Origin of the sequence: Bradyrhizobium sp. S3.12.5, assembly GCF_040548225.1 — a bacterium.
In the GTDB taxonomy this organism is placed as follows: Bacteria; Pseudomonadota; Alphaproteobacteria; order Rhizobiales; family Xanthobacteraceae; genus Bradyrhizobium; species Bradyrhizobium cytisi.
In genome coordinates, this window is the sequence record NZ_JBEPRF010000011.1 from 227,553 (window position 1) to 250,600 (window position 23,048).

The window sequence follows — 23,048 nt, forward strand, 5'->3', positions numbered from 1 at the left end:
TAAAGCGCCGCCTCAGCTGAAAGCGGAAGCAAAAGCTGGTCGCTATCAACCGCTCAGTTAAAATGGTGGATGACTGGCAGCCCCGGCACGCGCCGCGCTTGACGGATTTTTGCGGAACTCGCCGCGTCCGGAGGCGGGTCATGGCCGCGCCACGGAAATATCCGGAATTCGTGAACCTAATGGATTGAGGTGCACACGTATTGAAGAGCGCGCGACAGGGCGCGCTGGCGCTTCCAGCGCAGGTTCAGACCAGCAGGAGGTAGACCAGCGCCACCAGGGCCGCGCCGACGCCGGTGGCGATCAGGGCATAATCGGTTCGGAGGTCGTCCTGCACGTCGAATGAGGTTTGGGTCTCTTTGCTCATGGCGACGATCTAACCCAAGGACCGACCGGACTTATGTGAAGCAGATCACATCTCCCCGGGTTCTTTCGGGGTACCTCCGGAACAGGACTGGCGGGTAGGGAATTGTCTCCCGTAACCTGCCATCAGGGAGACGAGGCAAGCGATGCGGCCAGAACGGCAGCTAAAGGTTTGGCGAAGCGAGGCAGGCAGCCGGCTCTGGCTGTCCGGGCTCATCGCCGCCATGGAGCGTGCCGCGCAGCCGGACCAGCGGCGCCTGCCGGTCGCACCCGAAACTCTCGCGGCATTGCGCGCCCAGCTGGCGTTGCCGGCGTCTTTGCGGCTCTTCCCGAGTTCGACCTTACGTCATTAGAATTCATTCACCGGCGAGCTTCAGCTTCGGTCTGGCGCCGCCCTCAAGGGCGCGGAGCCGGGCTTCCTCGTGCGCGATATAGTCGCGGGTCATGGGGACCACACCCTGGCGCCTGGTAAGCTGGATCTGGAAGTTCATCATGCCCTGCTTGCGGAAGGTCATCTCGGAGGCCGCAAGATAAAACTCCCACATCAGCGCGAAGCGCTCGTCGTAGAGCTGCACGGCTTCCTCGCGCCGCGCCATGAAACGTTCCCGCCAGGCCTTCAGCGTCTCGGCGTAGTGCAGGCGCAGGATCTCGATGTCGCAGACCAGGAGCCCGGCGGCCTCGATTGCGGGCAGCGCTTCCGAGAGCGACGGGATGTAACCGCCGGGGAAGATGTATTTGGCGATCCAGGGATTGGTCGAATCCGGCCCTTGCGAACGGCCGATCGAGTGCAACAGCATGACGCCGTCCTCGCTGAGCAATTCGGCGCAGCGCCGGAAATACATGTCGTAGAATCCGGCTCCGACGTGTTCGAACATGCCGACCGAGACGATGCGGTCGAACGGGCCATCGACGTCGCGATAGTCCTGAAGCAGGAAGCGCGCCTGTTGCGTCAGACCTTTTTCGGCGGCGCGCGTGTTGGCAATCTGCAACTGCTCTGTCGATAGCGTCACTCCGGTCACCTCGGCGCCTGCGATCTCGGCAAGATAGAGGCCAAGTCCGCCCCAGCCAGAGCCGATATCGAGCACGCGCTGGCCGGGACTGACCAGCAGCTTTGCGGTGACGTGCCGCTTCTTGGCGAGTTGTGCGTCGTCGAGCGTGGCGTCCGGCGTCTCGAAATAGGCGCAGCTATATTGCTTGTCGGCGTCGAGGAAGAGCGAATAGAGCCGCGCATCGAGATCGTAGTGATGCGCGACATTCCTGCGCGCGCGTGCCCGCGGATTGAACTGTCTCAGATGTCGGACGAGATAACGCAGGTGCCACCAGGGTTTTGCCCAGTGCGGCAACAGGTCGGCTTGACCGAGCAGGATCGCGAGGGCATCGGCTATGCTGCCGCGCTCGACGACGAACTCGCCGTTCATAAAGGCCTCGCCAAGCCCGAGCTCGGGATTGATGAGGACTCTCCTTTGTGCGTCGGCAGTGACGAAGCGGATTTCAACCGGCTCGCCGGAACCGTCGCCGACGCTGAACTTCATCCCGCCGGCCGTGGTCACTGTCATCGACCCGCGGCGGATGAACTGAGACAAGAATCTACGCAACAAGCGGTCCATCAACACCCCACCTATCGAGCGAACCCGAAAAGATGCGACTAGCCCGGCACCCATACTGACGCTTAGGGACCCGGTGCGGTTCCAATGCGTTCGCATCTAAACCTAGGCAGCCTGCGACCGTCCCACTAATGCGTTGTGTTCAAACCCGATATTCGAAAAACGCGTAATTGCATGCTTGATGAGCGCGCTTCCATTCGCAGCGCAATCGGCTAAAAGGTGACCGCCGCCGCGCCCGCACGCCGGCCGTATCTATCGGATTTCAATGGAGATGATGGGAATGTCGAGCCGAGCGCTCAGCCTCGCCACGGTGCTGTTTCTGATCGGCTTCGGCGCCTCCGATGCCATCTTGGCGCAGGCGACGAACCTCGAGGCCGGCAAGGCCCCATCCCAGATCTTCGCGCAGACCTGCAATGCCTGCCACAAGAGCCCGAGGGGTCTTTTGAAGACGGTTTCGCCAGGGTCGCTACCGGGTTTCCTGCGCCAGCACTACACGACCAGCCCCGACATGGCCGGCGTGCTGGCCTCCTACCTCGTGTCCAACGGTGCGACCGACGCCCGCTACCAATCCAAGGACGGCAAGGACGGCAAGGACAAGAAGGACGGCGCCAAGGAGAAGGACGCCAACACCAACCCGGCCCAGGCGCCCGATCATCAGGGCCGCCGCCAGCGCTCGCAAGAAGCCGCCAAGCCGGAGGGCGAGGGCGCTAGCCCGGCGCCTGAGGGCCGTCAGAAGCGCGCGGCGCGGCCGAGCGAGGAGGGCGCCAAGGAAGGTGCCAAGGAAGGTGCCAAGCCCGAGGCCACCACCGAACAACCGCCCGAGGGCCGGAAAGGCAAGCGCATGGGCAAGCGCGGCAAGCCGCAGACCGACGACGCAGCCGCGCAGAAGGTTGAGCCGAAGGTCGATTCCAAAGCCGAGTCCAAGACCGAATCCAAGACCGAACCCCCGACTGAACCAAAGAGCGAGAGCGCCAAGGTCGATTCCGGGCGCGACGAGTCCAAGTCCGAGAGCGCCAAGCCGGCCGAGAAGCCGACAGAGGCCAAGCCGGAGAGCGCCAAGGTCGAGCCGCGCGCCGGCGAGACGCCGGCTCTGCGCCCCGATCCGGTGCCGCAGGTGACGCCGGCCCTGCCGGCGGCCGCCAAGCCGGCTGAACCGGCGGCGCCCAAGCCTGCGGAAGCGGCCGTCTCCAGGCCGGCCGAACCCGCGCCCAGCTCCGAACCGGCGGCGAAGCCGGCCGAGCCGGCACCGTCTGCGCCCGCCGCGGCGCCGTCACCTGCACCCGCCGAGTCCTCCAGTCCGCCCGCGCCGCCGATCTCCCGATAAGCCCATCCCGTCGATCTGCGAAGGCCGCGCCCAGCGCGGGCTTCACGTCGTCTTGACCGCGATTAGAGCCGTGCTCTAGAGTATCACTCTAGGAGGTGGCGATGTCATCCGGCGTTCGCGACGATCTATTGGCTGCGGGGCTCGCGGTGTTCGACCGGTCGGGCTTCGAGGGCGCGACGGTGGCCGCGATCCGCGCCAAGGCCCGTGCCTCCAACGGCAGCTTCTTTCATGTCTTCGGCTCCAAGAAGGAGCTCGCCGGCGCGCTGTTTCTGGAGGTGCTGCGGCACTATCACGCCGCGATGCTTGCCGCACTGGATCAAAGCGCCGATGCGGAGCAGGGCATCGATCGCCTGATCCGCGCCCATCTCGACTGGGTCGTGCTGAGCCGCCGCGAGGCGCGCTATCTCTTCGAGATCTCGTGCAACGAGTGGGGTGAGGACGTCCGCGACGCCCAGCGCGCGCAGAATGCGCGGCTCGCGGAAGGCATCGGGCGCTGGCGCGCGCCGCTGGTCGCAAGCGGCGAGCTTCTGCCAATGACACCGGTGATGTTCGTCAGCCAGCTGATCGGCCCGGCACAGATCTTCTGCCGTGCCTTTCTGTCCGGACGCGATCGCGCCGATCCGCGCGGTGAGGCCGACACGCTGATCGCCTGCGCCATCCGTGCGCTGGTGCCGCCCGGCCGCCTCAACACCAGGCAAGGAGTGGCGACATGAGCAAAGAAGCTGATCCCGAGTTCACTCCGATTGCCGAGCGCATCCACGCCAATGTCGGCCGGCAGGGCTTTATGAAACTGGTCGGCGCCGAGCTCTCCGAATTGTCGCGGGGCGCTTGCACGATTGCGGTCGAGCGTCGGCCGGAGCTGTTGCAGCAGCATGGTTTCTTCCATGGCGGCGTCACCGCCTTTCTGGTCGACAACGCCACGACCATCGCGGCCGCGACCTCGCGTGGGCAGGCGGCCCTGACCGCGGAATACAAGCTCAATCTGCTGTCGCCGGCGATCGGCGACAAGCTGATCTGTCGTGCGAGGGTGATCAAACCGGGCCGTCAGGTCTCCGTGGTCGCGGCCGACGTGTTCTGCGTCAGCGATGGTGTCGAGAAGCACACTGCAACGGCACTCGCCTCGATCGCCATCCTGAGCGAGGATGTCGCGCCCAAAACGAAAAGCCCGGCTGCCTGAGGCAGCCGGGCTTCGTAAGCTAGCGCGAGCGCGAAGCTTACTTCTCGGTCTCTTCCGCAGCCGGAGCGGGCTCGGCGTCGTCGTGCTGAGCTTCCGGATCGAAGAACTCGCCGGCGGCAGCAATCGCCTCGGCGGCCGCGTCGCGGTCCTCGTTGCGGGTCGAGATGTCCTCGCCGCGGTTGATGCGCTCAGCCTCGTCCTGGCTGCGCGCAACCGTGACGGAAACCTCAACCTCGACCTCGGGATGAATGGCGACGGTGATGGTGTGCTTGCCGATGGTCTTGATCGGCGCGTCGAGTTGCACCTGCGGACGGTCGAGCGAAACGCCATCGGCTTCGAACGCCGTGACGACGTCACGCACCGTCACCGAGCCGAACAGCTGGCCGGCTTCGGAGGCCTGACGGATCACGATGATGTTCTTGCCCTGGACCTTCTCGGCAATCTTGGACGCCTCGCCCTTCGAGGCAAGGTTGCGAGCTTCGAGGTCGGCCTTCATGCCGTCGTACTTGGCGCGGTTGTCGGCGGTGGCGCGCAGCGCCTTGCCGCGCTTGAGCAGGAAATTGCGGGCATAGCCGTCGCGAACCTTCACGACTTCGCCCATCTGGCCGAGCTTGTTCACGCGTTCCAGCAAAATGACTTCCATATTCGTTCTCCTTTGAAGTGCTCTGGGTTTTCAGTTTTCAGGTTGGACTTAAGTCGTCGGCAATGGCGGCGGTTGCCGGTTGCGCAGGAAGCGCTCGCGGAAGCCGAACACGGCGTCCGCAAGCCCGAGGGCGGTCAGCAGGATGAGGCTCACGCTGAACATGAAGAGGATGGCGTAGGCGGAGGCGAGCCAAATTCCGCGATTGGCGAGGTCGCGCGTGATGGTGTGCAGAACGGCAAGGCCGACCAGCGCATAGGCCATCATCACGACGGTCGTGACGACGACGGCGAGAATGCCGGTCATCCCGCTGAAAAAGCTGAACGCAAGCGCGACACAGAGTGCCACCAGCGTCATCGGCGGCAAGCTCGTGCTGCTGAGGTCCGGCCAGGGCCGATGCAGCCGACCTGAAACAGCCGCGACCTTGGCGGCAAGCCAGAGATTCAAGGTCAGCGTCGCCATCTGCGATGCCGCGACTAGAACCGGAATGACTGCGACCATCAGGCCGACGCGAGGATCACTCTCCGTAACGGTCGTCTCGCTCACCATTGAAAGAATTTTGGCGAAGCCGCGGCGCATCGCATCGCTGATGGCCGACGCATCGCTGCCCAGCGAATACAGCGATCCCGCGGTCAGCAGCGTCGCCAGCGCCGCAATCCAGAGCAGGATGCGTCCAAGCGGATACCATTCGACCTGGACCGAAGCCGCATCCGAGCCCGCGGTGCCGCTTGCCGGTCTTCCCAGCGTCACGGGTCTTCCCAGCATGGCGAGATGGCCAAGCCACCAGGCCGGCAGCGCGAACGCGAAACCGTAACCGAGGGCGAGGGGCGGGCTGAGCGCGCCAGCGATGACGAGCGTCGCGACGATGCCACCAAGTGCACCGCAGAGCGGTCCCCAGGCGATCGCGGCGAGCATGAGCGGCAGCGGAGCGAGGTAAACCAGGACAAGCGAGATCAGTGCGCCCGACACAATCGAGGCGAACATCAGGGCCGACGCAGCGCCGGCGATCAGGGCTATCAGTCCAAATACCATCATCAGCTGTCCCGCTCCCTTCGAGCGGTTAGAGGCGTTTTGCCCCAACCATCGGCGACCGGACGACCCGGAAGCCTTATGAGTTCAGAAGGTCACGACCGGCGGCGCGATCGCCGCCGGTCGAATTTGTCTTAGCGAATGACGTAGGGCAGCAGGCCCAGGAACCGCGCGCGCTTGATGGCGCGGGCGAGCTCACGCTGCTTCTTCGCGGACACCGCGGTGATGCGGCTCGGCACGATCTTGCCGCGCTCGGAGACGTAACGCATCAGCAGCTTGGAGTCCTTGTAGTCGATCTTCGGCGCATTGGCTCCCGTGAACGGGCAGCTCTTGCGGCGGCGGAAAAACGGACGGCGTGCACCAGCTTCAGCCATTGGTCTTACTCCCCACCCGTCGTGGTTTCAGCTTCGTCGCGTGGACGGCGCGGGCCGCGATCGCCGCGGAAGCCGCCGCCATCACGATCGCCACCACGGAAACCGCCTTCGCGGTCGCCACGGAAGCCGCCACCTTCACGATCGCGGAAGCCGCCGCCACGGTCGTCACGCTCGCGATCGCGGTCAGCCTTGCGCATCATCGCGGACGGGCCTTCCTCGAGCTCTTCGACGCGGACGCTGAGATAGCGGATCACGTCCTCGCTGATGCGCTCCTGGCGCTCGATCTCGGCGATCGCCGCGGAGGGCGCGTCGATGTTGAGCAGCACGAAATGCGCCTTGCGGTTCTTGTTCATGCGGTAAGTGAGGGAGCGAACGCCCCAATTCTCGGTCTTGGTGACCTTGCCGCCGAGACCCTCGACGATGCCGGTCATTTGCGCAGTCAGCTCTTCGACCTGCTGCGTGCTCGCGTCTTGGCGCGCGAGAAAAACATGCTCATAGAGAGCCATAGTCGTCCTTTCCTCGTGTTAGCGCATCGCCCGGCGTCAAGCCCTTAAGAGACCTTCGGAAAGGACTCTGGGATTAAGCTCAGAAGGCGGAAACACGGGACGACGGGCCGACTGGCCCTGCCACACCAAAATCACGAATGATTTGCTGAGACCGTCCGTTCAGCTCCCGGCCGGGGTCTGCGGATGCGGGCGTTATACGGATTTTGGCCGGCTTGGCAAGGTTTGCGGCCGTGTTTTCGGCCCGGATCGTCCCGGTGAGGGTAGTGGGACCGGTCCTCCCACGCCACATCCGGCTTGATTTCTTTGTTTGTATGTCATACAAATATCCGAGCAAGAGGATCCGATGGTGGAAAAGTCGGCCCAGGAGCCGTTTGAGGCGGCTGGCGATCCCAAACATGCCACGCGGGCGACGCGTTCGGCCGGGCGCAAGACGCGTTCCCTGCTGCTGGACGCCGCCAGCCCGCTGTTTCGGGAGCGGGGGCTGTCGGGCACCGCAATCACCGATATCGCCGCCGCAGCGGACGCGTTCCCGAGCCAGATCACCTATTACTTCCGCACCAAGGAGGCGCTGTTCGTCGAATGCGCCTGCCGCGATCTCCTGTATCTGGCGCGCGCGACCGAGCAGGCGGCGCTGAAGGCGCGCACACCGCGGGAATACACCCACGCGCTGGCCGAGACCGTGACGGCGAGCGATTCGATCGCCTTCTTCGCGGAGGCGTTGACGCTGACGCGGCGGCGACAGGATCTGGCGCCGCTGGTCGAGCGCACCATCGAACGCCTGCACAGCGAAGGCGCACGTGCTTATGCGGGCCAGGTCGCCCGCCGTGGCTGGCGCTCGCTGCGCGCGCCCGACGAAAGCTCGCGGCGTTTCTGGGCCGTCGCCATCGGAATCATTCTCGAGGGCTACGCCATGGGCCGCTCGCCGGAGGCACTCTGCGAGGAGATGCTGCGCGTCCTCGGCGAGCAGGCGAAATCCACGGGCGAGACAGCGCGCCCGCGTCTCGTCGACGAGCGCGACACATCAAGCCATTCGAACGAGGAGGGCAGGTCATGACCGCGCTTCGCATGCGTGCCCGCGATTTCCTGACCGACGATCAACTGGCCGAGGTGCGCCGGCGCGTGACCTGGAAGGGCGTTGCGATGATCGCACACGCCTGGGCGCTCATCATTGCCGCGATCGCCTTGGTCGCGTGGTGGCCCAATCCGATCACTTATGTTCTCGCCGTCGCCATCATCGGCTCGCGCCAGCTCGGGCTCGCGATCCTCATGCATGACGGTGCGCATGGTTGCCTGTCCGCTGACGAGAAGACCAATCTGGCCCTGAGCCAGTGGCTCTGCGCCTATCCGCTCTTTGCCGAGACGCGCAGCTATCGGCGCTATCACTTGCAGCATCATGCACGCACCCAGCAGGAGGACGATCCTGATCTGGTGCTGTCGGCGCCGTTTCCAATCACCGGGCTGAGCTATCGCCGCAAGTTCATTCGCGACATCACCGGGCAGACCGGCTACCAGCAGCGCAAGGCGCAATTGCTCAACGCGCTCGGTCCGAAGGACTGGCAATGGCGGCAGCGCACCGCGCATTTCCGGGACAAGCTCGGCCCGCAATGCCTGGTCAACGCTGCGATGTTCGCAGCGTGCGCGGCGGCCGGCGTGTGGTGGGCCTACCCGCTGCTATGGCTGGTGCCGCTGGTGACCTGGATGATGGTCATCACCCGTATCCGTAACATCGCCGAGCACGCCGTGGTGCCCGACAGCAGCGATCCCCTGCGCAACACCCGCACCACGCATGCGAATTTTCTCGAGCGCCTGTTCATTGCGCCATACTACGTGAACTACCACCTCGAGCATCATCTGCTGTTCTATGTGCCCTGTTACAATCTGCCGAAGGTGCATCGCCTGTTGAGCGAGAGCCGGCATGCCGAGCGGATGGAGGTGCAGCCGAACTACGCCGCAGTGCTGCGGCTCGCCACGGCCAAGCCGAACCGCGACGACCGGCCGGGGCAATTGGTCAACAATGCACGCCGCGCGCAAGCAGGGGCAGCGGTCGATTCCAACCAGACCAATGGTGGATTCTAGGGGCCGCATCCCCAGTCGAATGCAGGCCGAAGTTCCTATCTTGGCTTGACATTCCAGCCCCGGACAGTGTCTACGGCCCCTTTCGGAGCACGGTCGGGAACCAAGGCTCGGGCCGGGCGTCATCGGCTGCCGGGTTCTCGAAGCACGCGGCTCGAGCGATCCAGGGAGCGCCGATGACGGCAGCATTCACATTTCCGGGGCAGGGTTCCCAGGCGGTTGGCATGGGCAAGGCCTTGGCCGACGCCTTTCCGGCGGCGCGCGCCGTGTTCGATGAGGTCGATGCCGCGCTTGGAGAGAAGCTGACGGCCACCATCTGGGATGGCCCGGCCGAAACCCTCCAGCTCACCGAGAACGCCCAGCCCGCCCTGATGGCGGTGTCTGTGGCCACCCTGCGCGTGCTGGAGGCTGAAGCCGGGTTTTCCGTGGGGCGGGATGCGGCGTTCGTCGCCGGCCACTCGCTCGGCGAATACTCGGCGCTGGCTGCTGCCGGCAGTCTGACGATCTCGGACACCGCGCGGCTGCTTCGCATCCGCGGTCTCGCAATGCAAAAAGCCGTGCCGGTCGGCGCCGGCGCGATGGCCGCGTTGCTCGGCCTTGATTACGACGCGGCCATGGCGGTCGCCAAGGAGGCGGCTCAGGGCCAGATCTGCCAGGCTGCGAATGACAATGGCGGCGGCCAGGTGGTTGTCTCCGGCGACAAGGCCGCGGTCGATCGCGCCGTCGAGATCGCCAAGACCAAGGGTGCCAAGCGCGCCATGCTGCTGCCGGTGTCCGCGCCGTTCCATTGCAAGCTGATGCAGCCTGCCGCCGACGCCATGGCCGAGGCGCTGTCCAAGGTCACGATCAAGGCGCCGGCTGCGCCGCTGGTGTCGAACGTGCTGGCAAGCGCCATCACCGATCCCGACGAGATCCGTCGCCGCCTGGTCGAGCAAGTCACCGGCACGGTGCGCTGGCGCGAGTCGGTTGCCTACATGGCGGGGCAGGGCGTCACCCGCTTCTTCGAGATCGGCGCGGGCAAGGTATTGACGGGACTCGTCAAGCGCATCGCTGACGGCGCCGTCGGTGTTGCCGTGGGCGGTCCGAACGACATTGCCGCCGCCAAGGATGCATTGGCCGCTGCGAAGCAGGGCTAGAGGAGTATTCGATGTTCGATCTGACTGGCAAAAAGGCGCTCGTCACCGGCGCGACCGGCGGCATCGGCGGCGCGATCGCACAGGCGCTGCACGCGCAGGGCGCCACCGTCGCGATCTCTGGAACGCGCAAGGAAGTGCTGGATGAGGTGGCCGGCAAGCTTGGCGAGCGCACCCATGTGCTGCCCTGCAATCTCTCCAAGGCCGACGAGGTCGAGGCGCTGGTGCCGGCCGCGGAAGCCGCGATGGGGCAGGTCGACATTCTCGTTGCCAATGCCGGCATCACGCGTGACAATCTGTTCGTGCAGCTTCGCGACGAGGATTGGGACGAGGTCATCAACGTCAATCTGACCGCGACCTTCCGCTTGGCGCGTGCCGCCACCAAATTGATGATGCGCAAGCGCTTCGGCCGCATCATCGCCATCACCTCGGTCGTCGGCGTCACCGGTAATCCCGGGCAGGGCAATTACACCGCATCGAAGGCCGGCCTGATCGGTATGATCAAGACGCTCGGCGCCGAATACGCCAAGCGCGGCGTGACCGCGAACTGCATCGCGCCCGGCTTCATCAAGACGCCGATGACGGATGCGCTCAACGACAAGCAGCGCGAGACGATTCTGACCAAGGTTCCGGCTAACCGCCTGGGGACGCCCGAGGACATTGCGGCGGCCGCGGTCTACCTGAGTTCGAATGAAGCAGCCTATGTCACCGGCCAGACTATCCACGTCAATGGCGGCATGGCGATGATCTGACAATTCGTTTCGCACTGCCCACATGGGCAGGATGCGGCAAACGGCCGTTTCCGGAGCGAATTGAGGCGTGTAGTCAAGGCAGTTGAAGTATGATAACCGGGCCTTCAACGGATGGGCAAAGAACGCCATTGCAGGTTTTTGAAACCCTGTATATTGGCGATGCGGAGCCTTGGCCGTCGTTCGCCGGGCCTCCATCGATTAAGGTGGGGCCAATTCAAAGTTCGTAAGCGAAGGCAGTCAACGACCACGACGGCTCGTATCGTCCCGGGGGGTCGGGTCTACAGGGAACAACGCGAGGTTATGCAATGAGTGACATTGGCGAACGGGTTAAGAAGATCGTGGTCGAACACCTTGGTGTTGAACCCGAGAAGGTTGTCGACGCAGCGAGCTTCATCGACGACCTCGGCGCCGACAGTCTGGACACCGTCGAACTGGTGATGGCGTTCGAAGAAGAATTCGGTTGCGAGATTCCGGACGACGCCGCGGAGACGATTCTCACCGTCGGCGACGCCACGAAGTTTCTCGAGAAGAACGCGAAGAGCTAAGCTCTTCATTTTCGCGGGGACAACATTGAAACCGGACGGGCCGCTTCGCAGCGGTCAGCCGGTTTCTTGTTATTGGCCGTGAATCTTTCGATGCGGAGTTTTCGGATATGAGGCGGGTTGTCGTCACTGGTCTCGGCATGGTGTCGCCACTCGGCTGCGGCGTCGAGCCGACCTGGAAACGCATCCTCAACGGCGAAAGCGGTGCGCGCAGGATCGAGAGCTTCGATGTCTCCGATCTGCAGACCAAATACGCCTGCACCGTCGTGCGCGGCGACGGGTCGAACGATAGCTTCAATCCCGATATCTGGATGGAGCCGAAGGACCAGCGCAAGGTCGACGACTTCATCATCTTCGGCATGGCCGCGGCCGGCCAGGCGCTCGACGATGCCAACTGGCATCCCGAGACCGAAGAGGACAAATGTGCGACCGGTACCATGATCGGCTCGGGCATCGGTGGCCTCAACGGCATTGCCGATACCGCGATCCTGCTGAAAGAGCGCGGCCCGCGCCGCGTGTCGCCGTTCTTCATTCCGGGCCGCCTGATCAATCTCGCGTCCGGCTATGTCTCGATCAAGCACGGGCTGAAGGGGCCGAACCATTCGGTGGTCACGGCCTGCTCGACCGGCGCCCACGCGGTCGGCGACGCCGCGCGCCTGATTGCGCTCGGCGATGCCGACGTGATGGTTGCCGGTGGCGCGGAGTCGCCGATCAGCCGTATCGGCATTGCCGGCTTCAACGCCGCGCGCGCGCTGTCGACCGGCTTCAACGAGACGCCGGAGAAGGCCTCGCGTCCGTACGACAAGGACCGCGACGGTTTCGTCATGGGGGAGGGCGCCGGCGTCCTCGTCCTGGAGGAGCTCGAGCATGCCCGGCGCCGCGGCGCCAGGATCTACGCCGAGGTGATCGGCTACGGTCTGTCGGGTGACGCCTATCACATTACGTCGCCGTCCCCCGATGGCAATGGCGGCTTCCGCAGCATGTCGGCCGCGCTGAAACGCGCCGGCCTCACGGCGTCCGACCTCGATTACATCAACGCGCACGGCACCTCGACGCCGCTCGGCGATGAGATCGAGCTCGCCGCGGTGGAGCGGCTGCTCGGCAATGCCGCCTCCAAAGTCGCGATGTCCTCGACCAAATCGTCGACCGGCCATCTGCTCGGTGCGGCCGGCGCGATCGAGGCGATCTTCGCCATCCTCGCGATTCGCGATAATGTGGTCCCGCCGACCATCAACCTGGACAACCCGTCGGTGGAGACCGCGATCGATCTCGTGCCGCATAAGGCGAAGCAGCGTGAGGTGAACGTCGCGTTGTCGAATTCTTTTGGTTTCGGCGGTACCAATGCGTCGGTGATCATCCGGCGTCTGGCCCAATAGTTTGTGTTTGCGACGAATCCACCGTTTTGCCGTATTCGGCGATAGTCATGTCTGTGGGCGCGTGCATTTGGCTCGGCAAGCGATTGTCAGGCTGCGATTGAACCGGCAGGATTCAGGTTGCTTCGATGAGTGAAAGGCCGCCCATTTCGCCCCGGAGTCCCCGGGCAGCGCTCGAGCCCGAGCAGGTCCCGCCACCGCCGAAGCGTTCGGAGCGGGCGCGCAATCCCTTTGTCGTGGTCGGCAACGCCATCATCACTCTGCTGCTGATTGCCATGCTCGGCGCCGGCGGCGTCTATTATTACGGCCGGCAGGTGCTCGAGGCGCCGGGGCCGCTGAAGGACGACAAGATCGTCAACATTCCGCAGCGCGCCGGCAAGCGTGACATCGCCGAGACCCTGAACAGGGAAAGCGTGACCGATGTCAATCCGTGGGTGTTCATCGCCGCGGTGGCTGCGCTGAAGGCGAGCTCGGACCTGAAGCCGGGGGAATATTCGTTCCAGAAGAACGCATCCCTGCGTGATGTCATCGCCACCATCGTCGAGGGCAAGGTGGTGCAGCATTCCGTCACGATTCCGGAAGGCCTGACCTCCGAGCAGATCGTGGCGCGGCTGTCCGACAATGACATCTTCACCGGCAGCGTGCGCGAATTGCCGCGTGAAGGCACGCTGCTGCCCGAGACCTACAAGTTCCCGCGCGGGACCCCGCGCGAGCAGGTGATCCAGCGCATGCAGCAGGCGCACAAGCGCGTGCTCGCGGAGATCTGGGAGCGCCGCAGCCAGGATCTTCCGGTCAAGACTCCGGAGCAGCTGGAGACGCTCGCCTCGATCGTCGAGAAGGAGACCGGCAAGCCGGACGAGCGCAGCCGGGTCGCTGCCGTGTTCGTCAATCGCCTCAAGCAGAAGATCAAGCTGCAGTCCGATCCGACCATCATCTACGGCCTTGTCGGCGGCAAGGGCACGCTGGGACGCCCGATCAAGCGCAGCGAGATCACGCAGCCTTCGCCCTACAACACCTATGTGATCGAGGGCCTGCCGCCGGGCCCGATCGCCAACCCCGGCCGCGCCTCGCTTGAGGCTGCGGCCAATCCGGCCCGTACCCGCGACCTCTTTTTCGTCGCCGACGGGTCGGGCGGGCATGCCTTCACCGAGACCTACGACGCGCACCAGAAGAACGTCGCCAAGCTGCGCGCGATGGAGAGGCAGATCCAGAACGACACGGTCGAGCCGGCCGACGACGTACAGGCGCCGGCCGCCGCGGCGCCTGCGGCTGCCGATACGGCGCCGACCGCGACCACGCCCAAGCCGACCCAGCAGAAGAAGCCGCCGGCGCGGCCCGCTGGTCCGGCGCCCGCGCGGCAGGGCGCGGTGCAGCCGTCGCCGCCGGTGATCCAGCGCTAGGCCTTGGTCCGGCGTCAGCCCTTGCGCAGACCTGCCTACGGGACTTTGCGGATTCCACTTTCCTGCAAAATAGTCTTAAGATTCGCGTGGCCTGTTGGCCTCGCGAATCCCATGTTTCCGGAGAATTTGACCTGATGGCGTTGTCGTCCATGACCGGCTTTGCCCGAAGCCACGGCGCGAGCGGGCCGTATACGTTCGAATGGGAATTGAAGTCGGTCAACGCCAAGGGCTTTGACCTGCGGGTGCGGCTGCCGCAGGGGTTCGACGAGCTCGAGGCTTATGCCAAGAAGCGCGCCGCCGAGCTGCTGTCGCGCGGCACCGTCTACGCCAATCTCACCGTCAAGCGCGCCAATGCCGCCACCTCCGTCCGCGTCAATGAGGACGTGCTCAATGCCGTTCTGAAGGCCGCCTCCGTCATCGCCGGCAAGGTCGACGCGGTCGCGCCGAGCGTCGACGGCCTCCTGGCCATCAAGGGCGTGATCGAGGTCGCCGAGCCCGAGGGGGACGAGGAGGAGGACAAGGCCGCGCGCGCAGCTGCAGCGGACGCCTTCGACAAGGCGCTCGCCGAACTCGTCGAGATGCGCAAGCGCGAGGGCACCTCGCTCGGGCAGATCCTCACCCAGCGCGTGGACGAGGTCGAGGTGCTGGCGAAGAAGGCCGAGGCCGCCCCGGGCCGCAAGCCGGAGGCGATCAGGGCCAGGCTCGCCGAGCAGATCGCAACGCTGCTGGACACCTCCGACCGTTTCGATTCCGAGCGCCTGATGCAGGAAGCGATCCTGATCGCAACCAGGGCCGACATCCGCGAGGAGCTCGACCGCATCGCCTCCCACATCGCGCAGGCGCGCGAGCTGATCGGCAAGGGCGGCCCGGTTGGGCGCAAGCTCGATTTCCTGGCGCAGGAGTTTCACCGCGAGGTCAACACCTGCTGCTCGAAGTCGAACGACATCGAGCTGACCAATACCGGGCTCGCCATGAAGAACGTGGTCGAGCAATTTCGCGAGCAGGTCCAGAATCTGGAGTGATCGATGACGACGGGCGGTCACGGTACTGACGGTGTCGAGCGGCGCGGATTGATGTTCGTGTTGTCCTCGCCATCGGGCGCGGGCAAGACGACGCTGTCGCGGATGTTGCTCGAGCGGGAGCCCGGCCTGAAGATGTCAGTGTCGGCGACCACGCGTCAGAAGCGGCCGGGAGAGGTCGAGGGGCGCGACTATTTCTTCGTCAGCAAGCCCAGGTTCGAGACGATGGTGGAACAGGGCGAACTGCTCGAATGGGCCACCGTGTTTGACAATCTTTACGGGACGCCGCGTGCGCCGGTCGAGGCGGCACTGACAGCGGGGCAGGACGTGCTTTTCGACATCGACTGGCAGGGCACGCAGCAACTGCACCAGAAAGCAAGCGTCGACGTGGTTCGCGTCTTCATCCTGCCGCCGTCGGCCGGCGATCTCGAGAAGCGGCTACACTCGCGTGCGCAGGATTCCGACGAGGTGATCCGCAATCGGATGAGCCGTGCCAGCCACGAGATGAGCCACTGGGCCGAGTACGACTACATCGTCATCAACCACAATGTTGATGACGCCTTCGCCGAGGTGCAGTCGATCCTGAAGGCCGAGCGACTCAAGCGCGAGCGGCGGACCGGTCTCGTTGGATTCGTGCGAGGTCTGCAAGGTCAGCTTCAAGGCTAGGCTGCGGCAGCCGCGGCCCTTCCTGCGCCAGCCGTTCCAGCATCGCCGTGATGATGTCGATGTTGACGGCATCCTCGTCGTCGGGTGTCGCTTCATCGTGACCAGCCGGCGCTGCGTCATGGGGGGCGGCGGCAGCCAACTGCGGTGCCGGGGCCTCGACCTCGAGCTCCCCGTCGAATATCTCGATCCCGGTCTCGTCAGGTTCTGCTGCCGCGAGCGGGGCGGGGCGGCCCCGTGCTGCGATCCTGCCGATCTCGTTGGTGAATGCGGCGAGTTGCGCCGGCTGGGGACGCCCAGCGTCGAAGTCCACCGGTCGCGGCCGTTGCGCGCGCGGCGCCGGGGCAGGCCGGTCATTGAGCCAGGGCGCGCGGCTGTCGCCGTGATCCCGCTGGTCCCAGTTCACGCGGCGATGGTCGCCGGCCTGGACGCGGACGCGTCCGCCGGCGAAGCGATAGATGATGCTGGCGAGGAGGCCGGCGAGCGCCAGCGCGCCGCCGATGACGAGCAGGAGCATCTGGAGCGAGCCCGTCGGCTTGTCGGCGGGCGCTTCGGCCGCGGCGAGCGTCACCGGGGCAGGGGATGCGGCGGGTGTCGCGCTCGGCCGTGCGGGCGCCGCTGCAGGTGCGGCAGCCGTCGCAGGTGATGGCTGCTGCGGTGCAGGCGAAGCGGCTGCGGCGTCGGGCCAACGCGTGGCGACGGCGGGCTGCGCTGCATTGGCATCAGCGGTGCCGGGAGACTGCTGTGTTGAGGCTGCGGCCGGCGCCGGCGCGCTTGCTGCGGCACGGGTTTGCGGCGCGATGTATTCAGCATGCGCATTCTGCACCGATTGCGGCGCGGCTGGAGCTGCATTCGGCGTATCGGCCGTCGCCTCCTGCGCGCCCTGCGTCGCCTGCGCGCTCTGCGTCGCCTTGGCGCCTTCGGCACGCAGATACCAGCATTGCCGCTTGGTCGCGCGCTCGAGCCGATAGAACCAGTGCTGGCCCTGCGGCGTGGCACCCTTCGGTGAGGCGAGACAGTCGCTCGCGGCATTCGCCGTGCTCGCCGTACTGGGGGCGCTTGGCGCGTTCTGTGAGACAGCGGCCAACGGCGCGCCGGCAATGATGCTGCCGATCAGCGCGGATACAAACTTTGCCGTGCGGTTGCCCATTCTGGTCTCCCGGTTACGCATCATGCAACTCGTTACCTTCCCTTTCTCAACAAAGACTTAGGTGGCAATGAGCCGCAAATCCGGAGAGGATGTGGCCTGAATCGGGCCCGCACGGCGTTGGTTCCACCGCGAATTCAGGCTTTTTGCCGGCGCTATTGCTTGCTCGCGGTCCAGGTACCCCGAGCGTCACTGCGCAGCAAAGATCGTCTCCCCAGCTTCAGCTCGTAGGATGGATTGAGCCCTTGCGAAACCCATTCCAGACACGGGCCAGCGTTAGAACGAGAAGCCCCAGCACCGTACTGATCAATCCCACCATTGCGTAGGATTGCGCGAACACCCCGGTCTGGATGAAGACCTGGCAGGCGATGGCGAAGCAGATCGCGGCGAGCAGCAGGCAGGCGCAGCCGGCGATGATCGAGAGATAGCGGATCGCGGTTGCGACGGGCCTTGCTGATGATGCGGGATCGGTCATGCGGGGTGATAGTGGCGCGGCAGGTGGTGCGTTCCGCCACGCTCGTCCAAGAGCATCACTTCCTTGCGCAGCAATCGACCAACGCGCGCCAGATGCGCTGGATTTCGACGTTCCTCTGAAGCTCGAGGACGTGGTTCTCGCTGGCGTGGGGAAATGGTGCTGCGGCGTGGAGTTCGCGCGGCGCGATCCAGCGCTCTGAGATCGGATCGTACCATTTGTTGTCTGGACTGACCAAGTTCGTGTCTCCTGTTTGATCCCCCTGATTTCTGCGCCTATCCCATGCGCCGGTTGCTGGTATTCTGGGTCAAGTTGCCGTGGGCTGCCTGCTCACGGATGTTCTGCTTCTCGTCGTCGCGGTGGCCCTTGGTGGTGTCGACGGGAACGGTCGGCGCGCTGCCGGCGCCCTTGTGACTCTGGTTTTCGTCTGGAACTGGCCGCACCGTCTTTGTCAGCGGCTTCGTCATGCGATTCAGATTCCGTCGTTGCCTTGACGAGAAGCCAACGCGCGGGCGGTTCGCGGCGTTCCAATTTTTAGAGCGAAGTGATGGAAGGACGCGGCTCTACTGTTTCAAGCCGTCCTGCTCGCCGGATGACGATCCATCGGCCGGTGTCTGAGTCTCGCGGGCGCGGAGCTGTTTCAGGGCCGTATCGAGGGATCGCCCGTCGCCTTCCATCTCGGCGTGCTGCAACGGCTTGCGGTATTTGCCGATCATCCGCTTGATGTCGTCGACGGCTTGCAGAAGAGGCGGCGTCAGGGAGAACAGCGCACCCATCGCAATGGCGATGATTGTGTGGCGTAGCGAGACCTTTTCGTCCTCATCGAACGCGTAGGCATTTTGGCCGATCGGGACAGGCGCAAGCGTGCTCGACGATCGCGGCTGGTCAGATTTTCGCGGCTTGCGCGGGGGGATCATGATCACGACGAAGAGTACGTTGATCAGGAGCCAGATGCCCAGAATGACAAGAAAGGTCTGCATTCCACTCAAAACCACAGGTGATGCAATGTGCTGTTGGCTTATGCTGCCATTGAACGGCTGTTCGCATTCCAATGCAAGTTGTGCTTTGGTTCTACGCAAGTTTCGGGGGAATAGGCTATCGGAATTCGGCAAGTTGGGGGCGGGGCGCCCGGATCCATCCGCGGAACTGGGATGGCGGCAGGCGTTGGCGTGCTGCCAGCGACGGGCCGCGTCGGGCGGAAGGGCCGACCAACGGCTTCCGGGAAATCGAAAAATTGGCGCCGAATCCGGAAGAGCGCGCTGCGTTGCACGAGGGCCACGCCCCGAACTTTGTTCTCGTCCGGAGAACTACGGAATTTCGAAATTGAGTGCCCGATGGACCGCCGGCCTGCACCCTCGGCGTACCGAGGGCGCGCTTTCGATGGTGCAGCGAATGGACATGCGCTGCCAACGCGGTGTAGCCGCAGCCGTTCCACGCGCCGGGCTTCGTGCGAAGGCGTGCGTGTCTCCTTCAGCGACGAACGTCGAGCCGAGAAATCGAGCAAGACGAAAGCGGGGGCGAGACGCGTATCCCGCCGCCGTTCGAAACTCAGTTCTTCAGCACGATGCGGCCGACCACGTGGCCCGCGCGCAGCTCATCGATCCATTTCTGGACATCGCCCATCGGCTCTTCGCGCATCGGTGTCGGCTTGATCTTGCCGGCGCGGGCGAGCGCCATCAGTTCATGCGCCTCAGCAAGCGTGCCGACCATAAAACCCTCGACCGTGAGGCGCTTGTAGACCCATTGCACCATCGGCAGCGTGAACTGGCCGCCCATCAGGCCGGAGACCACGACCTTGCCGCCGCGCGCGGCAACCGCGACCGCGAATGCCATCGACTTCTCGTTGCCGGCGAAATCGACGACCTCGTCAAAACCGCCATCGGTCTCCTTCAGGATGCGCTTGATCGCGTCGGGCTCGGACGGATCGTAGGCGTTGGCCGCGCCGTTCTTCAGCGCGGTCTCGCGGGCGGCCGGCGAGAGATCGGCGACCGTGACCGGCTGCTTGAACATGGCTTGCGCGAATGACAGGCCCATCATGCCGACGCCGCCCAGACCAATCAGCAAGAGGTTGCGCTGGCGCGGACGGTCGACCAGGCGCTTGAGCGCGCCATAGGCGGTGACGCCGGAGCACATCAAGGTCGCGGCCTGGTTGACGGGCAGCGGATCGTAATCGAGCAGATACTTTGCGTCGGGCACCAGCACGTGGGTGGCGAAGCCGCCGTCGATGGAGACGCCGAGGAAGCGCTGCCTGGCGCAGAGGTTCTCGTCGCCATTCTTGCAGTCGCGGCACTGGCCGCAGCCGATCCAGGGAAACACCGCCTTCTTCGAACCGACGAGCCCCGCCGCCACGTCGGGGCCGACTTCGTCGACGACGCCGGCGATCTCGTGGCCGAGCGTGAAGGGAAGCGTCATGCCGCGCGTGGTGTCGAGCTTCTTGCCGCCGCCGAGATCGGCATAGCCGTCCTGGATGTGCAGGTCGGAATGGCAGAGGCCGCAGCGCTCGATGCGCACCAGCACCTCACGTCCTTGCGGCTTGGGCGTATCGACGATGGTCTCGCACAAGGGTGCATCGAACGTGACCAGCGACTGCCGGCGCATCACCGCCATTTTCTTTCCTCCGGAATTTCCATTCTCACGTTTCGGCTCGTATATCCGCCAATTCACGCGCCATGGCAACAAAGCCGGAGATGGGAATGGTCTCCGCACGCCGCGTCGCATCGACGCCGGCCGCCTGCGCAAGCCGCGCGGGATCCGCTTGAAGCGATTTCAGGCTCTGGCGCAGCATTTTCCGGCGCTGGCCGAAGGCCGCGGCGGCGACCTGCTCGAGCATCTTGCGATCGCACGGCAGAGGCTCCGCGCGCGGCACCAGGCGCACGACCGAGGAGGTGACCTTCGGCGGCGGCACGAAGGCGGATGGTGAGATGTCGAACAGGATTCTGGTCTCGCAGCGCCAGTTGGCGAGCACGCCGAGCCGGCCATAGGCCTCCTCGTCCTCGCGCGCGACGATGCGCTCGCCGACCTCGCGCTGAAACATCAGCACCATCATGTCGTACCAGGGCGGCCAGGGCTCGGTGGTGAGCCAGTTGATCAAGAGTTGGGTCGCGATGTTGTAGGGCAGATTGGCGACGATCTTCGCGCGCTCTCCGCCAAGCAGCGGACGCGGATCGAAGGTCATGGCATCGCCATGCACGATCTCGAGCCGGCCGGGATAGCGCGCGGAAATGTCATTCAGCGCCGGGATCGCGCGCTCGTCATGCTCGATCGCGATGACGCGTTTGGCGCCGAGCGCGAGCAGTGCGCGCGTCAGTCCGCCCGGGCCCGGGCCGATCTCGACGATGGTGCTCTCTTCCAGCGGCGTTGCCGCGCGCGCGATGCGCGCGGTGAGATTGAGATCGAGCAGAAAGTTCTGGCCCAGCGATTTGCGGGCCGACAGAGCGTGCTGGCGAATGACCTCGCGAAGCGGCGGGAGGTCGTCGATCGCGCTCATCAGCTGTTTGCAGCCGCCATGCGGCTGGCAAGCTTGAGCGCCGCGATCAGGCTCGCCGGATTGGCCTTGCCGGTGCCGGCGATGTCGAAGGCGGTGCCGTGATCGGGCGAGGTGCGGATGAAGGGCAGGCCGAGCGTGACGTTGACGGCGTCGTCGAACGCCACCGTCTTGATCGGGATCAGCGCCTGGTCGTGATACATGCAGACCGCGCAGTCATAAGTGTTTCGCGCGGCTTCGTGGAACATGGTGTCGGCGGGCAGCGGTCCCCTGGCGTCGATGCCGTCATGGCGCAGCGCTTTCAGCGCCGGCGCGATCACGGTCTGCTCCTCATGTCCGAGCGAACCGTCCTCGCCGGCATGCGGGTTGAGGCCGGAGATCGCGATCCGCGGCCGCGCAATGCCGAAGCGTGATGTGAGCTCAGTCGCGACGATGCGCACGGTCGAGACGATGAGCTCGCTCGTGAGTTGGGTAAGGGCTTCCCGCAGGGAAACGTGGATCGTCACCGGCACCACGGCGAGCCGCGGCGACCACAGCATCATCACCGGCTGCGGCACGCTGGCATCGGTGGCTGCGAGCTCGGCGAGGAATTCGGTGTGGCCGGGATGACGGAAGCCCGCGCGGTAGAGCACGCTCTTGGCGATCGGGTTGGTGACGACGGCGCTGGCGCGGCCGGCACGGACGTCGCTGACGGCCTGGCGAATCGAGGCAAGGGCTGCCGGTGCGCTCGAGGCGTCGGGCTTACCGGGCGCAGCGGTCGCACGCCCGCCGGTCGCAACCACGGGCAGGGCGTCGGCGAAGGCGCTCTCGGCTTCGCCCGGGCTCACCGCGGCGATCCTGATCTCGGCGCCGAGTGCTTTGGCGCGCTGCGCGATCAGCGCCTCGTCGCCGAGCAGATAGAAGGCGGGCAGGCCTAGCTCGCGGCGCCTGAGCCAGGCTGCGATGGTGATGTCGGGGCCGATGCCGGCGGGCTCTCCGAGCGTCAGTGCAAGGGGCTTTGCGGGAGCAGCCATCAGTGGTTGCGATATTCGATCATCGCCGCTTTACGGAGCTCGTCGAGATAGACCCTCTGGGTCTTCTCGTACTTCTCCGTATACATCTTCTCGCGGATCTCGCGCTTCTTCGGCGTATCGATCGTGGTCGGCTTGCGCGAGCAAAGCACGACCATCTCGATGCCGGCCTTGGTCACTTCGGGTGCCGTGAGGTGGCCGATCGCGGTGTCGTCGAGAACCTTGCGCAGCGCCTCCGGCAGGTCGGCGGTGGTCTTGGTGACGCTGTCGCGGATGGTGGCGTTCGGCGTCGAACGGAACAGCGAATTGGCTTCCTCGCAGCTTCCGACACGCGAGCGATATTGCTCGGCTTCCTTCATCCGCGTCTCCTGGAAGGCGGCGGACGAGCCGCGCGGCACGATCAGCACGATCGGCTGCATCTTGTATTCGGTGCCCTCGATCTGAAGCTTCTCGTCGCCGCCTTCCCGCACCTTGTCGGCGACGTCCTTCTCGCTGACTAGCAACTTCTCCTTGAAGCGGCCGCGCACGAGGCTGGTCCAGACCATCTCGGACTTCATGCGATTCTTGAGAGCTTCGGGGCGCACGCCCTTGACCTCGAGCGATTTGGTGAGCTGATCGGGCGAGATGCGCATGCGCTGCGCCATGCCCTCGTAGGACTGGTTGATGTCGGAAGCGGTGGGATCGACGCCGTACTTCTTGCCTTCCTTGAGCTTGATCTTGTCGTCGATCAGCACGTTGATGACGTCCTGCCGGCTCGGGGCCTTCTGCGTCGTCAGCTGGTCGAGCTTGGAGCGCTGCTCGATGTCGAAATCGGTGATGGGATCGCCGTTGACCATGACCACGATGTTCTGCGCACGTGCAGGTGCGCCGGCGAGAACCAGTATGGAGGCCAGCACGGCGCCCAGCACGAGGAGGGGGAGGCGGAAGACAGGCAATCGGATGGTCATGATCGGGTCGTCATGGTTG

At 65.0% G+C, this 23,048-nt stretch carries 26 protein-coding genes; 12 read left to right on the forward strand and 14 right to left on the reverse strand.

Annotation, left to right across the window (positions count from 1 at the left end; all coding sequences use genetic code 11):
• Positions 1-716: 716 nt before the first annotated feature.
• Positions 717-1,967 carry a cyclopropane fatty acid synthase gene (locus ABIC09_RS18495; RefSeq protein ID WP_354110136.1) on the reverse strand — a complete coding sequence of 417 codons (1,251 nt, stop codon included), beginning with the start codon at positions 1,965-1,967 and terminating at the stop codon, positions 717-719.
• Positions 1,968-2,244: 277 nt separating this feature from the next.
• Here ABIC09_RS18495 and ABIC09_RS18500 point away from each other — a divergent pair, with 277 nt between their 5' ends.
• The 3 genes from ABIC09_RS18500 to ABIC09_RS18510 all read left to right on the forward strand — a co-directional run bounded on the left by ABIC09_RS18500 (position 2,245) and on the right by ABIC09_RS18510 (position 4,465).
• Entirely contained in the window at positions 2,245-3,288 is a 1,044-nt protein-coding gene (locus tag ABIC09_RS18500) for a hypothetical protein (RefSeq protein ID WP_354110137.1), read from the forward strand.
• Positions 3,289-3,389: 101 nt separating this feature from the next.
• The gene (locus ABIC09_RS18505; RefSeq protein ID WP_354110138.1) at positions 3,390-4,001 is read left to right on the forward strand and encodes a TetR/AcrR family transcriptional regulator; all 612 of its coding nucleotides are present in this window, start codon (positions 3,390-3,392) and stop codon (positions 3,999-4,001) included.
• The gene (locus ABIC09_RS18510) at positions 3,998-4,465 is read left to right on the forward strand and encodes a PaaI family thioesterase (RefSeq protein WP_148752935.1); all 468 of its coding nucleotides are present in this window, start codon (positions 3,998-4,000) and stop codon (positions 4,463-4,465) included. The genes ABIC09_RS18505 and ABIC09_RS18510 overlap by 4 nt, the downstream gene beginning before the upstream one ends.
• A gap of 37 nt (positions 4,466-4,502) precedes the next feature.
• Here the strand turns inward: ABIC09_RS18510 and rplI are convergent, their stop codons facing one another.
• The 4 genes from rplI to rpsF all read right to left on the reverse strand — a co-directional run bounded on the left by rplI (position 4,503) and on the right by rpsF (position 7,014).
• Positions 4,503-5,108 (reverse strand): 50S ribosomal protein L9, encoded by a 606-nt coding sequence (gene rplI / locus ABIC09_RS18515; RefSeq protein WP_148752936.1) that lies wholly within the window; start codon positions 5,106-5,108, stop codon positions 4,503-4,505.
• A gap of 48 nt (positions 5,109-5,156) precedes the next feature.
• Positions 5,157-6,140 carry a DUF2232 domain-containing protein gene (locus ABIC09_RS18520; RefSeq protein ID WP_148752937.1) on the reverse strand — a complete coding sequence of 328 codons (984 nt, stop codon included), beginning with the start codon at positions 6,138-6,140 and terminating at the stop codon, positions 5,157-5,159.
• 128 nt (positions 6,141-6,268) lie between these two features.
• Positions 6,269-6,508, reverse strand: coding sequence for a 30S ribosomal protein S18 (gene rpsR, locus ABIC09_RS18525; protein ID WP_007592020.1), 240 nt, complete (start codon positions 6,506-6,508; stop codon positions 6,269-6,271).
• Positions 6,509-6,513: 5 nt separating this feature from the next.
• Positions 6,514-7,014 (reverse strand): 30S ribosomal protein S6, encoded by a 501-nt coding sequence (rpsF, locus tag ABIC09_RS18530; protein WP_354036082.1) that lies wholly within the window; start codon positions 7,012-7,014, stop codon positions 6,514-6,516.
• A gap of 343 nt (positions 7,015-7,357) precedes the next feature.
• Between rpsF and ABIC09_RS18535 the strand changes: the two genes are divergently transcribed.
• The 9 genes from ABIC09_RS18535 to gmk all read left to right on the forward strand — a co-directional run bounded on the left by ABIC09_RS18535 (position 7,358) and on the right by gmk (position 15,972).
• The gene (locus ABIC09_RS18535) at positions 7,358-8,068 is read left to right on the forward strand and encodes a TetR/AcrR family transcriptional regulator C-terminal domain-containing protein (RefSeq protein WP_354110139.1); all 711 of its coding nucleotides are present in this window, start codon (positions 7,358-7,360) and stop codon (positions 8,066-8,068) included.
• Positions 8,065-9,090, forward strand: a complete 1,026-nt coding sequence (locus ABIC09_RS18540; protein ID WP_354110140.1) for a fatty acid desaturase family protein — start codon at positions 8,065-8,067, stop codon at positions 9,088-9,090. The genes ABIC09_RS18535 and ABIC09_RS18540 overlap by 4 nt, the downstream gene beginning before the upstream one ends.
• Positions 9,091-9,263: 173 nt before the next feature.
• The gene (fabD, locus tag ABIC09_RS18545) at positions 9,264-10,223 is read left to right on the forward strand and encodes an ACP S-malonyltransferase (protein WP_354110141.1); all 960 of its coding nucleotides are present in this window, start codon (positions 9,264-9,266) and stop codon (positions 10,221-10,223) included.
• A gap of 11 nt (positions 10,224-10,234) precedes the next feature.
• Positions 10,235-10,972, forward strand: coding sequence for a 3-oxoacyl-[acyl-carrier-protein] reductase (gene fabG, locus ABIC09_RS18550; RefSeq protein ID WP_148752942.1), 738 nt, complete (start codon positions 10,235-10,237; stop codon positions 10,970-10,972).
• A gap of 305 nt (positions 10,973-11,277) precedes the next feature.
• Positions 11,278-11,517 carry an acyl carrier protein gene (locus ABIC09_RS18555; protein WP_008130699.1) on the forward strand — a complete coding sequence of 80 codons (240 nt, stop codon included), beginning with the start codon at positions 11,278-11,280 and terminating at the stop codon, positions 11,515-11,517.
• A gap of 107 nt (positions 11,518-11,624) precedes the next feature.
• Positions 11,625-12,890: a beta-ketoacyl-ACP synthase II gene (gene fabF / locus ABIC09_RS18560; protein WP_148752943.1), complete on the forward strand. Its 1,266-nt coding sequence runs from the start codon at positions 11,625-11,627 to the stop codon at positions 12,888-12,890.
• A 125-nt stretch (positions 12,891-13,015) separates the two neighbouring features.
• A complete protein-coding gene (gene mltG / locus ABIC09_RS18565; protein WP_148752944.1) occupies positions 13,016-14,287 on the forward strand; it encodes an endolytic transglycosylase MltG in 1,272 nt (423 codons plus the stop codon).
• 134 nt (positions 14,288-14,421) lie between these two features.
• Complete coding sequence (locus tag ABIC09_RS18570; RefSeq protein WP_354036090.1) at positions 14,422-15,309, forward strand: YicC/YloC family endoribonuclease; 888 nt, start codon at positions 14,422-14,424, stop codon at positions 15,307-15,309.
• 3 nt (positions 15,310-15,312) lie between these two features.
• A complete protein-coding gene (gene gmk / locus ABIC09_RS18575) occupies positions 15,313-15,972 on the forward strand; it encodes a guanylate kinase (protein WP_354110142.1) in 660 nt (219 codons plus the stop codon).
• Here the strand turns inward: gmk and ABIC09_RS18580 are convergent.
• The 9 genes from ABIC09_RS18580 to ABIC09_RS18620 form a co-directional block, all read right to left on the reverse strand.
• The gene (locus tag ABIC09_RS18580; protein ID WP_354110143.1) at positions 15,905-17,119 is read right to left on the reverse strand and encodes a hypothetical protein; all 1,215 of its coding nucleotides are present in this window, start codon (positions 17,117-17,119) and stop codon (positions 15,905-15,907) included. The two genes, gmk and ABIC09_RS18580, sit on opposite strands and share 68 nt — an antisense overlap.
• A gap of 217 nt (positions 17,120-17,336) precedes the next feature.
• Positions 17,337-17,591, reverse strand: a complete 255-nt coding sequence (locus ABIC09_RS18585) for a hypothetical protein (RefSeq protein ID WP_354036094.1) — start codon at positions 17,589-17,591, stop codon at positions 17,337-17,339.
• 55 nt (positions 17,592-17,646) lie between these two features.
• Positions 17,647-17,826 (reverse strand): hypothetical protein, encoded by a 180-nt coding sequence (locus ABIC09_RS18590; protein WP_354110144.1) that lies wholly within the window; start codon positions 17,824-17,826, stop codon positions 17,647-17,649.
• Positions 17,827-17,863: 37 nt separating this feature from the next.
• Complete coding sequence (locus ABIC09_RS18595) at positions 17,864-18,055, reverse strand: hypothetical protein (RefSeq protein WP_148752949.1); 192 nt, start codon at positions 18,053-18,055, stop codon at positions 17,864-17,866.
• A gap of 96 nt (positions 18,056-18,151) precedes the next feature.
• Positions 18,152-18,640, reverse strand: a complete 489-nt coding sequence (locus tag ABIC09_RS18600) for a phosphonate metabolism protein PhnM (protein WP_354110145.1) — start codon at positions 18,638-18,640, stop codon at positions 18,152-18,154.
• 496 nt (positions 18,641-19,136) lie between these two features.
• A complete protein-coding gene (locus tag ABIC09_RS18605) occupies positions 19,137-20,195 on the reverse strand; it encodes an alcohol dehydrogenase (protein ID WP_354110146.1) in 1,059 nt (352 codons plus the stop codon).
• A 25-nt stretch (positions 20,196-20,220) separates the two neighbouring features.
• On the reverse strand, positions 20,221-21,075 hold the full coding sequence (gene rsmA / locus ABIC09_RS18610; RefSeq protein WP_354082599.1) for a 16S rRNA (adenine(1518)-N(6)/adenine(1519)-N(6))-dimethyltransferase RsmA: 855 nt from the start codon (positions 21,073-21,075) through the stop codon (positions 20,221-20,223).
• On the reverse strand, positions 21,075-22,085 hold the full coding sequence (gene pdxA / locus ABIC09_RS18615) for a 4-hydroxythreonine-4-phosphate dehydrogenase PdxA (RefSeq protein WP_148752952.1): 1,011 nt from the start codon (positions 22,083-22,085) through the stop codon (positions 21,075-21,077). The genes rsmA and pdxA overlap by 1 nt, the downstream gene beginning before the upstream one ends.
• On the reverse strand, positions 22,085-23,029 hold the full coding sequence (locus ABIC09_RS18620; RefSeq protein WP_148752953.1) for a peptidylprolyl isomerase family protein: 945 nt from the start codon (positions 23,027-23,029) through the stop codon (positions 22,085-22,087). Before ABIC09_RS18620 ends, pdxA begins: the two co-directional genes overlap by 1 nt.
• Between the last annotated feature and the right edge of the window lie 19 nt (positions 23,030-23,048).